The organism is Burkholderia sp. Leaf177 (genome assembly GCF_001424345.1).
In the GTDB taxonomy this organism is placed as follows: domain Bacteria; phylum Pseudomonadota; class Gammaproteobacteria; order Burkholderiales; family Burkholderiaceae; genus Caballeronia.
Genome location: NZ_LMPF01000004.1, coordinates 93,765 through 109,334, shown reverse-complemented (window position 1 = coordinate 109,334; position 15,570 = coordinate 93,765). Strand labels below are relative to the sequence as shown.

Genomic DNA, 15,570 nt, shown 5'->3' with positions numbered 1-15,570 from the left:
ATTACCAGTTCTTTTCAAGTTGGACTTTTAAGGTTTCCAGTGCTTCTATCGATTGGTTTTCGCTCCACCACACATCGTCCTGAAGATCATTCGCGATCTGGTGGAGCATCCCCATTTTGTGCAGCCCCTGGAGCATAGGGAAAGCTGTTTTCAAGTAGTTAGCATCCTCCAAAACGATCTTTTGATGGACCTCGTTCACCAACAATGTTGAATCTCCGCCCCTGCTCACAAAGTTTTCATAACAATTCTGATATAGCGTGCGGATTCTGTCATAGATTGTCCGCAGTCTTTCCTGGTCGGCAGCGCTGCTGAATAGTTTTCTTGCGTATTCCGCATTTAAAAAATGCTCTTTTGAATGTTTGACTGCGGCATTGTGGACGTCAGCCAGCATGAGCTTAAGTACGAACGTTTCGTCTCTATATTGACTAGGGTCGACCAAGCGCTTCGGGGTTAATCCGGCTTCCAACTCTCTCTGATGGAGAAAATTATCGAGAAACTGTTTGATCGCAGTAATGGCAATGCTGGAAACTCCGCCAGGTCTGGAGATACTGAGATGGTCGTCATTACAGGCGATTGTATCTTGAGGTAAATTGTCTGTCCCAATGGCGCTCTCTTTAGTGACGATGTCGTCATACATCCCGTAGAAATATTTAATGCCTGGCTTTAAATTATATTTAACCCATTCATTATTCATTGTAGGACATAGTTCACTCAGCGGTGCGAGATCGTTGATCTGTTTGTTATTCGAAAGCAGCTTCCCGTATGTCGCAAGATTTGCCCCGAGATGGGGAACAGCTAAAGAAATGAAAAGTTTTATTTTGCTTGGTTGGCCTTGGCGAAGATCATTCAAAATGCACGCTTTGGTAACTAGTCCACCCATGCTGTGTGCTACTACGATGATATTATCGTAGGCGGCTAGTGCGAATCTAATTTGTGTGCTTAAGAGAGCAGAAATGTCCTCAATACTGATATTTTTCTTCGATTTTGTTTGAATATTTGTAAAAAGAGATTTTAAGCGACCGATATTGGAATTGAATTCGACAAAAAGGCTTGAGAGCTTTGTGAAATATTCGAACGTAGCAATGTCAAAATTTTCTTCAATGGAGGGGAACTGTGATAGCTGATCGAAGAAATAACCGTGTTGCGTATTCATCCATGTTTCTTTTCCACCGGTAAAACCGTGAACAAATAATATAAGTGTGTCCCGCTTGTTGTTTTTTATGAACTCGATCATCATTTCCTCGGAACTAAACGGACGTCATTTTTCGTAAGAATAGCCCAAAATCTAGATTGATACCATGCTCAATGCATGCGTGTTTTGCTCATGCTGCCATTAGCTTCCGCCAACAAAAAGAAACTGCAGAAATTCGGGACCGATCCCCTGAAATTAGTCCTTCAACGACTTGCCTTTGGATTCCCTCGGGCGAACAGCCGTCTTAACGCAAAAGCCGCCGCTCCCTTCGCGCATGCTTGAAAGGCGATCGGTATCAATAACTTCCGATCGCGATGAATCGAACCGACAATGTTTAGCATGCGGCAAATCAACTCACTGCATTAATCGCATCCCTGCCCGCTTTGCCGCTTTAGCCGCGGCATCGGACAAATCCTCGCCTTTACCGGTATAGATAGCCGTGCGCGAAGAACTGATTAACATTCCGGCACTCCTTGACGCACCGCCCCGCACGAACCGTAGCCTGATATCCCTCCCTTGCGCGCCAATTTACTGAATCAAAAGCGGCATCTCGCCAACAATCGACCTTACGACTTCGTTTTCTCTCTCAAACGTATCCCCAACCACCAGCCCAAACTGCCCCCATTCCCCTTCTCGGCCGCAAGCCGCGCCAAAACGTTATACAACAGCGTCAATCGACATAAAGAACTGTAGATCCGATCCCCAGCATTGGACGCCCGGCAAAGCATGATCACGTCCTTCCCTTTGCGCTCCGGATATAGCTGAACGGAATCAAACCCCATATACGGATTAACTAATACGGCATCGGCTTTATATCGATCGAAAGCCTCGGTCGCGTACTGCTCGGCGGTACTTCCAGTATTCCCGCGCTTTGCATCCAGCATCACCGGAAGACCGGATGTTCCGAATGAATTTGCTCGATCAACTGCTCAAACTGATCTCCCGTCTATGGCGGGCGACGCGACCAGTCTGAAGCAGGACAAAGCCGCGCGTCCTGACGCGCACCGTTTCGGTGCAAGCGGGGACGCCGCGGCACGCTCATTGCTGCACAATTGACCAAGCAGACGGCCAACCGTCTGTGCCTTTATTCAAATCCATAGGAGGGACGGATCATGAGTAAGTTAACAAGTACATTGATCGCGGCAGCGGCGGCACTCACGTTATCGGGCGGCGCTTTTGCACAATCTGCCGGCGGCGCGGCTGGCGGTGGTTCATCGGGCAGTACCGCTAGCCCGTCAAACCAGGTCAGCAATTCATCGAATGACTATGGCACGCCGGGCATGACCAATTCCGGCAGCGGCATGGGAACGAAGGCGCCCAACTCGGGCTTGCCCAATGCCAACAACGGCAGTGCGACATCAACCAGCAGCCCTCCGCCGAGCAATAACACCTTGGCAACGCCAAGCGTGAGATCGCCGGCTGCCGGACAGTAATAGTCGAGCAATTTAAACCCGGGCGAAAAGAAACATCGACGTGCTTAGTTTGCATTGCAGTGAACTAACCCTGCAATTTTCACAAACTTGATCGTCGAGTTACTTGTCGCCGTCGTGAAAACAAGGCCGATGTCCTCACGGATATCGGCCTATTTGTTTATCCGCGTTCAATCGAGGTGACTTACAGCAAGCCAACGGATGCATAACCATCGAGTTGTGACCAAGCAGTAATTGGCGATGTGGATTTGCGTCCAAGCGGATGCGTATCCTGCTATCCGCAAGTAATCATTCGCGCTGCCACAAAAAGCCTTCAGTATTCCGGCGACTTGCCGATAACCATAGAAGATGCCGAAATTCCAGCACCTGGTTCAAGGTCGCCGATAGGTCGCGCATCAAACCCGTAGTTATAAACAAGCTTTTATCGGCAATCGCTGAGCCATATGCCATCAAACAGCAAAGCCTATTAACCGATCCGCAAAGTAATCCATAATCCGCCAACAACCGACGACCGCCAAATTCTTACGTAGAATCCAGCCACACGTAACCGCCGCAGGATTCCCCCACACCGATGCACTTCGATCTTCTCACCCTCTATTTCCTCATCATCGGGACGCTTTTCGCCAGTTCCGGGATGACGCTTTGGGAACATCGGACGCATTCGAGGCGCAGCAAGGAACTCAAGATACTCGCAGCCGGATACGCCACGCTTGCCATCGGCTGCGCGGCGGCAACGGTCCGTACCAAATTGCCCGGCGCGACGGGCTCCGCCGTGAGCAATCTGGTTATCGTCACCGGCTATCTGTTGCTTTTGCAAGGCGTCGCATCCCTGAGCGGCCGGCGCTACCGCAACAGTTCCATCGCGTTGCTCATCTTGCTTGCGCTTACGTGGGCGGTGGCCGGCGCGCACTGGATGAATTCAGTCTGGTACTACGCGAGCGCGATCCCAATCGCATTGGCTAGCGGCGCGACATCGTTCGAATTGTTCCGATGCCACGCCATGAAACACATGCAATCGCGCCGAATTGCAGTGTGGGTGACTGGCATCCATACGATCCTTTATGCAGCCAGGGCATCCATTCTCCCGTGGCTGGCGGCGCGATATGGACAGGACGTGGTATCGATTGCCAGCAACATCACGATGTACGAAGGCGTCTTGTATTCGGTCGTTCTGCCGATGACCCTGCTGCGACTAATCCGCGAGGAAACTCACGAAGAGCTTGTGCGAGATTCCCAGACGGACTATCTAACGCGGCTCGGCAATCGCCGATGGTTTTTCGAAGAGAGCGCACGCGTGATCCGAGACGCGGAACCACGCGGGCCGATTTCCCTCCTCGCGTTCGATCTCGACCTGTTCAAGACCATCAATGATCGATACGGCCATAAGACAGGCGATGAAGTGCTGAAAGCGTTCAGCGATATTGCCCGCAGCGTGATGGATTCCGATGCAATCCTTGCGCGCATCGGCGGCGAAGAGTTCGCAGCGCTGCTTCCTCGCCACAACGGCCTTCGCGCGAAGGAAGTGGGCGAGACCGTCGCCAGGCGGTTCGCTGAAACGATCCCTCACAGGATCGACGGGCTTGCGATACAAGCAACGGTCAGCATAGGGCTCGCGCAGTTCGGAGCCGAAGCATCGACGCTTGCCGACCTGCTGGCCGCCGCCGACGCGGCGCTGTACAACGCAAAGTCGCTCGGCGGCAATCAGCTTGTGCTGGCGCCGACTGCCTCACACCCCGCGCTTGCCTGACGATCAAGCAGAGACCTCAACTCACCGCATTAATCGCGTCCCGAGTCCGCTTCGCCGCTTCGGCCGCGGCATCGGCGAAATCATCGCCTTTGCCTGCGTAGATAATCGCGCGCGATGAATTGATCAGCATCCCGGCGTTCCCCGAAGCAACCCGTCCCGCGCGAACCGTCGCCTCGACATCGCCGCCTTGCGCGCCAATGCCGGGAATCAACAGCGGCATATCGCCGACAATCGATCGAACCGCTTCAATCTCTTTCGGAAACGTCGCGCCGACCACCAACCCCAATTGCCCGCTCGCATTCCATTTCTCAGCCGCCAACTTCGCGACAACCTGATAAAGCGGCGTTCCATCGACATCAAGAAACTGCAGATCCGATCCACCCGCATTGGACGTCCGGCAAAGCACGATCACGCCCTTCCCCTTATGCGCCAGGTAAGGCTGAACCGAATCAAAACCCATATACGGATTAACGGTTACGGCGTCGGCTTTATATCTGTCGAAAGCCTCGATTGCATATTGCTCGGCGGTACTTCCAATATCGCCACGCTTTGCATCGAGAATAACCGGCAACCCCGGATGTTCCGAATGAATATGCGCGATCAACTGCTCAAGCTGATCCTCCGCCCGATGCGCCGAAAAATACGCAATCTGCGGTTTGAAAGAACACGCAAACGGCGCGGTGGCATCGACTATCTCGCGGCAGAAATCGAAGATCGAATCAGCGCGGCCATTGAATGCGCTCGGGAACCGCGAAGGTTCGGGATCGAGCCCGACGCAAAGCATTGACTGGGTGCGCGACCACGCGGCGTTGAGCGATTCGATGAAAGACATGGGCATCCGTAAGCGAAATAGGCAGTACCGCATTTTACCGCGCGAGCAAAAGTGCTCCGGCGCGAATGGAACGCTAACGAGCGACCGCCGCCGTCTTTCGCGCCTTCTGCCCGGCCGGTTGCTTCGGCCTTCCGCGTCGCTCGGCTTCGCCGGATCGCTCGACCGTGAAGCTGAACTCGCGCGTGAGACTGTCGCCGGAAGCCAGAACCGTCATTCCGTGTGCCGCGCCGCCGCCCGGCAAATTCACCGCGTTGATCGGATGATCGACGGGTTCGAAGCAGAAAAAGTCCTTGCCGGCCGGCGCGTAGAGCACGTAGTAATCGGTATCGGCGGAAATGGTCAGCGACAAACGGCGCTTCGGCCACATCACGCTCGTGCGCCCGCTCCATCCGGTGAACGCGTTGTTGATCATCGCGGTAGGCATGGGGTACGCCACGCCGAATTGCCACGCGGGCGGCGCAGGAACGTGCCGCACGGGCAGGAAGTCATCGCCGCAAAGCCAGAGGCCATCGGCGGCGGCGGACAGTTCGGTATCGGCTTCGCGCGTCAAAAACGGATGCAGGCCGAGCCCGAACGGCAACGCATCGCGCCCGGTATTTTCAATCGATAAAGTCACCACCAGCGTCGCGCCTTCGAGCATGAACGACTGGCTCGCCTTGTACGAATACGGCTTGCCGTTGCGCCGGTCGAGCGTGAGTCGCACGTGCGTGGAACTTTCCGACGCCACGTCCCACGCGCCGAGCCAGCCATCGCCATGAAGCGGCAAGGGTTCGCCGGGCCGGTTGCACGGGACATCGATACCGCGTCCCAAAAACTGAAAACGCCCTCCGCCGATGCGATTCGAATACGGCAGCAATGGATAACACGCGAGTTCGTTGGGATCCGTGGCGGCGCTGGGTTCAAGGCACGGACGGAAGATGGGCACGAGCGTGCCGTCGCTGCGCCAGTCGAAGCGCGTGATGCCGCCGCCGAGCGCCGGAGCAATATCGAGTCGCAACTGCGCGTTGGCGAGCGTGATGCAGCCGTCGCGGCCTGCGCCGCCCATCGCTACAACTGATGTGGATGGACCCGGCCGGATTGGCGGTTCGGTCGCGGCGGCGAGCTTGGAACGGCGAGTGGGCGCGGCCGGACGAGGTGCAACGGGGAGGGTTTTGGGGCGGGATGCGGAACGGGCAACGGTCATGTCCAAGTCTCCGAGAGGCGAAGGTTCCCGTGATCCTGGCGTGAACCCCAGCATGCCCGGGAGTGTGCGGGCGGCACGTCATGCGCGCCGCCTCAGTTTTTTGCATCTTGGTGCTTGTTGCAAAGCACGGACATCAGTTTCCGCGAAACACCGGTTCAGCGATACCCCTCGCCGCCGGCGTCGCGATAAACACGCCGCCCGCGCGCAAGTCGTTCTGCAACGCGGCATGGTCGAGGCCAATGCGCGCGCTCGTGATGTACAGCGTGCCGAGTTGCGGACCGCCGAACGCGATGCAGCTTGGTTGTGTTGTCGGGACATCGATGCGCGCCGTTTCCCGGCCATCGGCGTCATAACGCACCACGCGCGCGCCGCCCCATTGTGCGTTCCACAAACCGCCATCGCGATCCATGGTGGATCCATCCGGCTCGCCGCTGTCGTCGGAAAGTGTGGCGAACACGCGCTGATTGTCGAAGGAATCGTAATCGCAGGCTTGGATCTGGCGCGTCGGGGAATCGCAGTAATACAGGGTCGATCCGTCCGGGCTGAACGCGATGCTGTTTGGAATCGCGGCGTCGCCGAGCGGCAAACGCTCCAGCGACAAATCCAGATTCAACCGATAAAACCCGCCGACCTTCTCCGCCTTCGCGACATCGTGTTTCGTGCCGAAGACGAAGCGGCCTTGCCGGTCGCATCGGCCGTCGTTCAAGCGCGTCGGCAAGCCGTCTTCGACTCGCATGATCGTTTCGATCGCACCGGTTTCCAGATCGAAGAACGCCAAGCGCGAAGCCAGACCGAGCAACAAGACATCCGGATCCGCGCACAACGCGAAGCACGCGAGACGCTCGGGCATGTCGAAACATTCGCGGCTGGCGTCGCGCGGATCGTAGCGCCACAAGCGCTTGCCTTCAATGTCCGTCCAGTAGAAACGTCCGCTCGCCGCGCACCATGTCGCGCCTTCGCCAAGCGCGCTTTTGCTGTCGATCAGTAATTGCGCGTTCACGCCCAGCCTCCGTCGATCACGACTTCCTGCGCGGTCATCATGCGGCTATCGTCGGCGGCGAGGAACAGCGCGGCGCGCGCGAGATGCTCGGGCAGCAATTCCGCATCGATACATTGCCCTTCCTTGATCGCGCGTTTTCCGGCGTCGTCCAGCCACAAACGTTTTTGCTTGTCCGTCATCACCCAGCCCGGCACGAGCGAATTCACCCGGATATTGAACGGTCCGAGATCGCGCGCGAGACCGTTCGTCATGCCTTGCACGGCCGCTTTCGCCGTGGTGTAGACCGGAAATCCGCCGTTCTTCAGCATCCAGCTGATCGATCCCAAGTTGATGATCGAACCGCCGCCGAGCTGTTTCATATCGTCGATAACCGCCTGCGCCGCGAAGAACTGATGGCGAATATTCACGGCAATTCCCGCGTCGTACGACTCGGGCGTCACGTCTTCGATCTTGTGGCGCTTGTCGTTCGCGGCGTTGTTCACGAGCACGTTCACGGGACCGAGCGTGCTGCGAACATCGGCGATTCCCTGCCGCAACGCGCCGATATCCGTCAGGTCGATACGCAGGAACATCGGCCGGAACTGGCCTTCGTTTAGGTCCGCGCCGAGTTGATCTGCGAGCGCTTCGCCGGCGTTCGTATCGATATCGAAGAACGCGACTTTCGCGCCCTGATCGAAGAAATGCTCGACGAACGCGGCGCCAATTCCGGTCGCGCCGCCGGTGATCAGCACCACCTTGCCGGCGAGGCTCGGATAGCGCGCGAGAGTTTTATCGACTGAACTGGCCATCTTTTGCAAACCTCTTTAGTCGCGCGAACCGCGGTTCTTCAACTGGTCGAGCAGCACGGCGGCAAGCAGGATCGCGCCGCGAACGAGGTACTGATAGAACGCGTCGATGTTCATCAGGTTCATCACGTTCTCGACCGTACCCATGATCAGCACACCGATCACCACGCCCGAAATCGTCGCGCGTCCGCCGAGCAGCGACACGCCGCCGAGCACGCACGCGGAAATGACGTTGAGCTCGAAGCCATCGGCCGCGTTCGGCTGGCCCGACGTAATCCGCGATGCCAGGATCACACCGGCCAGCGCCGCAACCGCGCCCTGAATCAGGAAGATCCAGACACGCGTGCGTTCCACATTGATACCCGCCAAACGTGACGCTTCCGCGTTACCGCCGATCGCGAGCGTATTGCGTCCATACACGGTCTGATTCAGCAGCACGCCGAACACGATAAAACACGCCAGCGTGACCCAGATCGGCAGCGACACGCCGAACATCGTCAAGCCGCCGAGCGCAATGAACGTATCCGACGACACGCCGACCGCCTGACCATGCGACACGATAAACCCAAGCCCGCGCACCACTTCCATGGTGGCCAGCGTGGTGATCAGCGCGTTGATCCGCAAGTACGCGATCACCGCGCCGTTCACGAAGCCGATCGCGGAACCGGCCGCGACCGCCGCGATGATCGCGATGAACGTATTGCCCGTTGCGTTCAACACCATCGCGCAGAGCACGCCGGCGAACGCGACCGTGGACCCGACCGACAAGTCGAAATCGCGCGATGCGAGGCAGAACATCATCGTGCAGGCGACCATGCCGATTTGCGAAATCGACAGCGCGAGGCCGAGCATGTTTTCGATCGAAAAGAAGTGATCGACCGATAGCGACATGGTGATGAACATCACCACGAAGATCACGATCAAGCTGTATTCGGTGATCTGCTGCCACCACTTCTGCTTGTCGTTTTTCGCTGGCACCAGCGTGTTTGCAATGTTTTCCCTGACTTCCATGATGTCCTCCGTCTCCACTTTTTGCTTCAGGCTGCCTGGGCAGTCGGTTCAGATTGCACGGGCAGCGCAAGATTCAGCACTGATTGTTCGGTCGCCTGGCCGCGCGGCAATTCGCCCGCGATCCGTCCTTGCCGCATCACCACGATTCGGTCCGATACGCCCAGCACCTCGGGCAATTCGGACGAAATCATCACGATCGCGCAGCCGCGTTCCGCCAGTTGATAGATCACGTTGTAGATCTCGTGCTTCGCACCCACGTCGATACCGCGCGTGGGTTCATCGAGGATCACGACTTTCAGTTCCGGCTCGGCGAGCCAGCGTGACAGAATGGCTTTTTGCTGATTGCCGCCGGAAAGAAAGCGGATCTTCTGCTTGCGGCTCGGCGTCTTGATCTTCAGCAACTGGATAAAACGGTCAGCCGTCGCGGCTTCTTTTTTCCGGTCGAGGAACAAACCCGCGCGCAGATAATGACGGCGGCACGAGATGTTGATGTTCTCGGAAACCGTCGCCATTGCAACGATGCCTTCTTCCTTCCGGTCTTCCGGACACAGCACAATGCCGTGACGGATTGCTTCGCCGGCGCTGCGGACCTTGATCGGCTGGCCATCGAGTGTGATCGTGCCGGCCTTCTTGCTGTCCGCGCCGTAGACCAGATGCATCAGTTCGCTGCGGCCCGCGCCAACCAGTCCGAAGAAGCCGACGATCTCACCGCGACGCACATCGAAACTCGTCGGTTCGCGCAGCGCGTGGCCTTCAATGTTCTTCACCGAAAAACGCACGTCGCCAAGCGCGCGCGCCTTGTAATCGTAGATATCGGCAATCTCGCGGCCGACCATTTCCTGCACGAGCGTATCGCGCGGCACTTCGGCCAGATTCGGATGCGACGCGATCTTGCGGCCATCGCGGAAAATCGTGCACGTGTTGCACAACTCGTAAATCTCATCCATCCGATGCGAGATGTAGATCAGCGCACGGTTGTCCGCCTTCAGGTCGCGCACGAGCTTGAACAGCACTTCCGTCTCGCGATGCGAAAGCGAAGACGTGGGTTCATCGAGCGCGATCACGCGTGCGTTACGCAGCAACGCCTTGCAGATTTCCACCATCTGCCGTTGCGCGATGGAAAGCTTTTTCAGCTTCGCGTTCGGATCGAGATCCACGCCCATCTGCCGCAAGCGTTCGCTCACATGCTTTTTTGCTTCCCGTTTATGCACCCAGCCGAGCGTGCTCGGCAACGCGCCGAGCAGCAGGTTTTCGGCCACGGTCAGATCCGGCACATACTGCAATTCCTGGTGAATCACCGCGATGCCCGCCGCGATCGATGCCGCCGCACTCGAGAACTTCACCTCGTTGCCATCGATCAGGACACGCCCGGAATCGGGTTGATATTCACCGCCCAGCACTTTCAGCAAGGTCGATTTACCCGCGCCGTTCTCGCCCATCAGACCGTGCACTTCGCCGGCGTTGACGTCGAACGACACGCCGTCGAGCGCGCGCACGCCTGGAAAAACCTTGCCGATATTGTCAAAACGCAGCGTCGCTGACACATCGCCTCCTTGGAATTCGAGCGGACCGCGCGGCTTATCGACCGTGCGGTCCGTGATACAGAAAACTTACTTAGCCGCTTATTTAGCCGATGCCAGACCCATCTTCTCGCGCACGTCGGCCACGTTGTCACGCGTTGCCAGCATGCCGGTCGTGAGCGTCACGAGCGGCGGTTCCTTGCCGTCCTTGATCCACGTGTAGACCAGTTCCGACGTTTCCTCGCCATGGCGCTTCGGGCTGATGATCACCGTGCCGAAGAAGCCGGTCGGCGTCGGTTTCTTGAATTCGTTCAAAGCCGAATCCGATCCGCCAATGCCCACGCCAATCATGTTGTCGGCCTTGAAACCACGGCCTTCCGCAGCACGCACGGCGCCGAGGACGGCTTCGTCGTTAAGACCGAATGCAACCCAATGCTTGAACTTTGTGTTCTTCGTCAACGCAATGTTCGCTGCATTGAACGCGTTTTCCGTGTCGGTCTTGGCTTGCGGCGCCATCACGATGTTCGCCTTCGGAAAGCCCGCGGCAACCAGCGCTTCCACTGCGCCGCCCGTGCGGTCATGCGCCGTCGGCAGTTGTTCATACGTCACGTCGATAGCACCGACGTCCGCCATGTTCCAGCCGCGTTTCTTGATTTCCGCAGCAATGCCGTCGCCTACCTGCTTGCCGATGTTGAACGCCGAAATGCCCATGTAGGGCACGGATTCGATCGGCTTGCCCGAGCCGTCGACCAGGCGGTCATCGACCGTCATCATCTTGAGCCCCGCAGCTTTCGCTTTGGCAACAATGCCCGGTCCGAGCTTGACGTCAGGCGTGCAGATCACGAAACCCTGGGCTTTTTGCGCGGCGAGGTTGTCGATTGCGCTCATGACCTTTTCACCCGACGGCGCGCCGATCTTCACCAGCGTGAAGCCCTTTTCCTTGGCTGCCATCTCGGCGAATTTCCACTCGTCCTGGAACCACGGTTCTTCCGGCTGCTTAACCAGGAAGCCAATCTTGACGGGGTCTGCCGCCTGCGCGATCGGCGCTGCGAACATGGTGGCGCTTGCAGCCGTAGCCGTGGCAACCAGCGTGATGAACATTCTGCGTTTCATGGTCTGTCTCCTGACTTGAATGTCTAGTTGGAACAAAGGTGTTGGCCGCGTCTTGTTGTCATGACGTCGCACCACGGCCAGTGCGTCATCCGATACTGCTGAATTCGCTTATTTCTCTGTCTCAATCGTGATACAGCGCCGAACGCCCGCCATCGACCGTGATGCAACTTGCATTGATGAACGGCGCTTCATCGGATGCCAGAAACACCGCCGTCATTGCCACTTCTTCCGGGCGGCCGATGCGTTTCATCGGCTGGAGATCGAGCGTCGCCTGTTTCGCTTTCGCCGGATCGGCTTGCTCGTTCCACCAGTCGAGCGTCAATTGCGTTTCGATGTAACCCGGCGCAATCGCGTTCACCCGAACCTGCCGCCCCGCGTATTCAATACCCAACGCCCGCGTCAAACCAATCACGCCGTGCTTGGCGACCGGATACGGAAAGCAGCCCGGGATGATCTTGAACGAGTGCGTGGACGCAATATTCACGATGCTGCCGCGCCCGCGTTCCACCATGCCCGGCAACACCGCGCGGCAACCATTCCAGACGCCGTCGAGATCGACTGCAAAACAACGGCGCCAGTCGTCGTCGGTCATGGTCAGCGGATCGCAGAACACGTTGATGCCGGCGTTGTTCACGAGGACATCGACGGGGCCGAACTTCGCTTCTGCTTCCGTGACCGCGTTTTGCACCGATGCGCTTTGCGTCACGTCCGTCTGCACGGCGAGCACGTTCGCGGCTGCGTTTTCCGCCGAGCCGATCCGTTGCGCGGTTTCTTGCGCCAGCGCCAAATCCAGTTCAGCCAACACCACAGCCGCGCCTTCGCGCACGAACGCGGCGGCAATCGCTGCGCCAATGCCACGCCCGGCGCCGGTGATCATCGCGACCTTACCCGCAAGCCGGTTCATTTCTTCTGGCCTCGCGCAACCGCCAATCCATTGATGTACGCCTTCGCATGCGCCAACGTCGTCGCCGCGCTCTGACCCGGCTTGTACAGCGCCGAACCGAGACCGAAACCATTTGCGCCCGCCGTCAAGAACGGCCCCATGTTGTCGGGCGCAATGCCGCCAACCGGCACGAGCGGGACCTTCGCCGAAATCACCGCGCGCCACGCCTTCACCACATGCGCGCCGAGTTGCTCGGCGGGGAACATCTTCAAGACGTCGGCGCCATTCTTCAGCGCGAGAAACGCTTCATTCGGCGTCGCAACGCCGGGCGCGCAGGCCAGACCTTGAGCCTTTGCGGCACGCACCACGTCACCGTCGCTGTGCGGCATCACGATCAGCTCGCCGCCGGCTTTTTTGACTTCATCGACGTAATGCGGATGCAAGACCGTTCCCGCGCCAACGATGGCATCGGCGGGAAGCGCCTGACGGATCGCCGCGATGCTCGCGAACGGTTGCGGCGAATTTAGCGGCACTTCCACGATCCGAAAGCCCGCTTCGTACAGCGCGCGGCCATGTTCGGCGGCGTCGGCCGGCGTCACGCCGCGCAGGATCGCGATCAACGGACACGCGCTGAACGCAGCGGCAAGTCCGGCGTGCGGCGTGTACGGGCCGGGAAGATTGATATCGATATCGCTCATGTTCTGCTCCTGATTAGTTCGCGCCGGCCGTCGAGCGGATCAGCCCGGCTTGCAGCGCGATTTCGTGCAAGCCGCGTTCGGTGGCGTGCGCGACGGTTTTGGCATCGTGGCACCCAAAACGCGCCAAGGCATGCCGATACCGCTCGCACAGCGCGTCGTTGCCAATCAACCTGAGCGTCTTGCCTGAAAGGCTCGCGTGTTCGCGCGCGAGCACTTCATTCAGGCCGCGCAATTCGTGGCCGATCAGCAAGCCCGAAAGGTAATCGGCTTGTTGTTCGGGCTTCAGTTGTCCGGTGAGACCCAGCGTGCGCGTGCTGAAAATCGTTGCGAGCAAACCGGCGTGGCCGGCGTCCTTGGCGGTATCGACGCCGCGAATGAACGCCGGCATGTCGTGCTGATCGGCCGCGCGCATGGTGCGGCCGAGGATAGTGTGATCGCGCAGCGCGCCGAAGGTCTCGCCGGTCATGAACGTATAGAACCGCTCGATTTTTCCCGCCGATACAAACGCCCATTTCGCGTGCGTTCCCGGCAAGCCGATCAGCTCGCTGTGCGTGGCGTCGCCGGAAAGCGCGCCGAAGATCTGCGTTTCCTCGCCGCGCATCACGTTCGGCAACGCGCCGTTTTCCAGCACGCCCGGCACGATATGAACCGTGACGCCCTTGTTCGTCGTCACGCGCACGATACCCGTAACCAGCGCCGCGGAATCCGCGGGCGTTGTCACGTAGGGCGCTTCCACCCAGCCTTGCGCGCTGCCGACCATGCCGGCGGCAATCACAGGAAGTTGCGCATTGGCGGCGAGCCACGCGCCACAGGTTTCGTCGAAGACGATATCGAATCCGCCTTCCGCTGCGGGCCGCGGCAAATTCATGATTCCCGCCGATGACGCGCGCGTGTCCAGCACCGCGCCGTGTGCATCGAGCAGATAGGCGCGCAGCGCCGTGGTGCCCCAGTCGAGGGCAATCAGTGCCGCCGTGGATTGGTCGTGGGCGACGCTCATCGTTTGATCCTGCGTGTTGCGGGCTGCGGCACGCGCCAGCCGAGTTCTTGCGAAATCGCGCGCGCTTCGAGCTGCACGACGGGAATCAGTTCTTCCATGCGCTCGAGCGGCATGTAGGGGATCGTGCTCGCCACCGAAAGCGCCGCGACGATCGCGCCCGATGCATCGCGCACGGGCGCGGCGACGCATCGGATGGACGCTTCGTTTTCTTCCAGATCGAAGGTGAAACCGCCTTGCGCGTAACGCGTCATGCGCTGCACGAAGGTATCGAAATCAGGCTGATGATCGGGCTTGAAACTCACCTTGGCGAGCACGCGATGCGACGCTTCAAGGAGCGTGGACCACTTTTCGGACGGCAGGTCGAGCATCATCGCCTTGCCGATTCCGGTGGACGCCATCGGCATCCGATGACCCACGCGCGAGCGCATTTCAAGGCCGCGCGTGCCGGGGATTTTGTCGATGTAGAGCACGTCGTCGCCATCGCGCACGCCGAGGTGAATGGTGTCGTGCGTGTAGTCGGCGAGCACTTGCAGATGCGGCCGCGCGACGGCGGTCAGCGGCATTTGTTCGAGCGCGATGGTGCCGAGTTCGATCAGCTTCGGGCCCAGCAGATAACCGCCGCCAACCTGGCGCAAGTAGCGCGCTTGGACGAGCGAGCTGACCAGCCGATGCGTCGTGCTGCGCGTGGTGCCGAGCGCCGCGCCGATGCTGCGCAGATCGCGCGCGCCGGTCGCGGCGGCTTCGAGGATCGCGAGGCCGCGCAGCAGCGTTTGCGTGCCTGCTTGCTGCGGCGTGAGATCGAGCAGCGCGGCGGCGGAAGCCTGGGCGTCGTTTGCGACGTTGGCATCCTGCTCGGCGATCACTCGATCCATCGACAATTCGGCATCGATGGCGGAGTTCAGGGTTTTGGTCATGGCGTTCATCAACGCACTGACGCGGAGTGCTGGACGCGCGGATGCTTTGGCAGATGCGATTGCGCTGGCGATTTCATGACTCGTCTCCGATTGCTTTTGTTGTTGCATGGGCCTTCGGGATTACCCGGACGCTCATGTAACTGCCGTTTGGCTGTGATCGGATTTTAGAGCCGTGCGTCTCAATTATTCAATATGTGATTGATGTGTTCACATATTGGGAGATTTGGGTGGTTGAGATTGATAAACAAAAACCCCGGCGAAGCGG

15 protein-coding genes are annotated in these 15,570 nt (G+C 58.7%); 2 read left to right on the top strand and 13 right to left on the bottom strand.

Features of this window, described 5'->3' with window-relative positions; all coding sequences use genetic code 11:
- Position 1: 1 nt before the first annotated feature.
- Both ASG35_RS07345 and ASG35_RS32570 read right to left on the bottom strand, forming a co-directional pair.
- A complete protein-coding gene (locus ASG35_RS07345; RefSeq protein ID WP_162244388.1) occupies positions 2 to 1,234 on the bottom strand; it encodes an ABC-three component system protein in 1,233 nt (410 codons plus the stop codon).
- Positions 1,235 to 1,758: 524 nt separating this feature from the next.
- Positions 1,759 to 2,076: an orotidine 5'-phosphate decarboxylase / HUMPS family protein gene (locus tag ASG35_RS32570; RefSeq protein WP_056354889.1), complete on the bottom strand. Its 318-nt coding sequence runs from the start codon at positions 2,074 to 2,076 to the stop codon at positions 1,759 to 1,761.
- Between the two features lie 228 nt (positions 2,077 to 2,304).
- Between ASG35_RS32570 and ASG35_RS30695 the strand changes: the two genes are divergently transcribed.
- Together ASG35_RS30695 and ASG35_RS07330 are read left to right on the top strand one after the other, a co-directional pair.
- A complete protein-coding gene (locus ASG35_RS30695) occupies positions 2,305 to 2,625 on the top strand; it encodes a hypothetical protein (RefSeq protein ID WP_082508270.1) in 321 nt (106 codons plus the stop codon).
- A 568-nt stretch (positions 2,626 to 3,193) separates the two neighbouring features.
- Complete coding sequence (locus ASG35_RS07330) at positions 3,194 to 4,369, top strand: GGDEF domain-containing protein (RefSeq protein ID WP_056354883.1); 1,176 nt, start codon at positions 3,194 to 3,196, stop codon at positions 4,367 to 4,369.
- 16 nt (positions 4,370 to 4,385) lie between these two features.
- Here ASG35_RS07330 and pyrF read toward each other — a convergent pair whose 3' ends face one another.
- The 11 genes from pyrF to ASG35_RS07275 all read right to left on the bottom strand — a co-directional run bounded on the left by pyrF (position 4,386) and on the right by ASG35_RS07275 (position 15,263).
- Complete coding sequence (gene pyrF, locus ASG35_RS07325; protein ID WP_056354879.1) at positions 4,386 to 5,201, bottom strand: orotidine-5'-phosphate decarboxylase; 816 nt, start codon at positions 5,199 to 5,201, stop codon at positions 4,386 to 4,388.
- Positions 5,202 to 5,274: 73 nt separating this feature from the next.
- The gene (locus ASG35_RS07320) at positions 5,275 to 6,384 is read right to left on the bottom strand and encodes an aldose 1-epimerase (protein ID WP_056354876.1); all 1,110 of its coding nucleotides are present in this window, start codon (positions 6,382 to 6,384) and stop codon (positions 5,275 to 5,277) included.
- A gap of 133 nt (positions 6,385 to 6,517) precedes the next feature.
- Positions 6,518 to 7,384 (bottom strand): SMP-30/gluconolactonase/LRE family protein, encoded by an 867-nt coding sequence (locus ASG35_RS07315; RefSeq protein WP_235527478.1) that lies wholly within the window; start codon positions 7,382 to 7,384, stop codon positions 6,518 to 6,520.
- Complete coding sequence (locus ASG35_RS07310; RefSeq protein WP_056354872.1) at positions 7,381 to 8,172, bottom strand: SDR family NAD(P)-dependent oxidoreductase; 792 nt, start codon at positions 8,170 to 8,172, stop codon at positions 7,381 to 7,383. Before ASG35_RS07310 ends, ASG35_RS07315 begins: the two co-directional genes overlap by 4 nt.
- Before the next feature lie 15 nt (positions 8,173 to 8,187).
- Positions 8,188 to 9,180: an L-arabinose ABC transporter permease AraH gene (araH, locus tag ASG35_RS07305; RefSeq protein ID WP_056355316.1), complete on the bottom strand. Its 993-nt coding sequence runs from the start codon at positions 9,178 to 9,180 to the stop codon at positions 8,188 to 8,190.
- A gap of 26 nt (positions 9,181 to 9,206) precedes the next feature.
- Positions 9,207 to 10,724 carry an L-arabinose ABC transporter ATP-binding protein AraG gene (araG, locus tag ASG35_RS07300; RefSeq protein ID WP_056354869.1) on the bottom strand — a complete coding sequence of 506 codons (1,518 nt, stop codon included), beginning with the start codon at positions 10,722 to 10,724 and terminating at the stop codon, positions 9,207 to 9,209.
- A 78-nt stretch (positions 10,725 to 10,802) separates the two neighbouring features.
- On the bottom strand, positions 10,803 to 11,813 hold the full coding sequence (locus ASG35_RS07295; protein ID WP_056354866.1) for an arabinose ABC transporter substrate-binding protein: 1,011 nt from the start codon (positions 11,811 to 11,813) through the stop codon (positions 10,803 to 10,805).
- A gap of 121 nt (positions 11,814 to 11,934) precedes the next feature.
- Entirely contained in the window at positions 11,935 to 12,717 is a 783-nt protein-coding gene (locus ASG35_RS07290; RefSeq protein ID WP_056354863.1) for an SDR family oxidoreductase, read from the bottom strand.
- Complete coding sequence (locus ASG35_RS07285) at positions 12,714 to 13,394, bottom strand: 2-dehydro-3-deoxy-6-phosphogalactonate aldolase (RefSeq protein WP_056354860.1); 681 nt, start codon at positions 13,392 to 13,394, stop codon at positions 12,714 to 12,716. Before ASG35_RS07285 ends, ASG35_RS07290 begins: the two co-directional genes overlap by 4 nt.
- 13 nt (positions 13,395 to 13,407) lie before the next feature.
- Complete coding sequence (locus ASG35_RS07280; RefSeq protein ID WP_056354855.1) at positions 13,408 to 14,391, bottom strand: 2-dehydro-3-deoxygalactonokinase; 984 nt, start codon at positions 14,389 to 14,391, stop codon at positions 13,408 to 13,410.
- Positions 14,388 to 15,263, bottom strand: coding sequence for an IclR family transcriptional regulator (locus ASG35_RS07275; protein ID WP_235527487.1), 876 nt, complete (start codon positions 15,261 to 15,263; stop codon positions 14,388 to 14,390). The genes ASG35_RS07280 and ASG35_RS07275 overlap by 4 nt, the downstream gene beginning before the upstream one ends.
- Between the last annotated feature and the right edge of the window lie 307 nt (positions 15,264 to 15,570).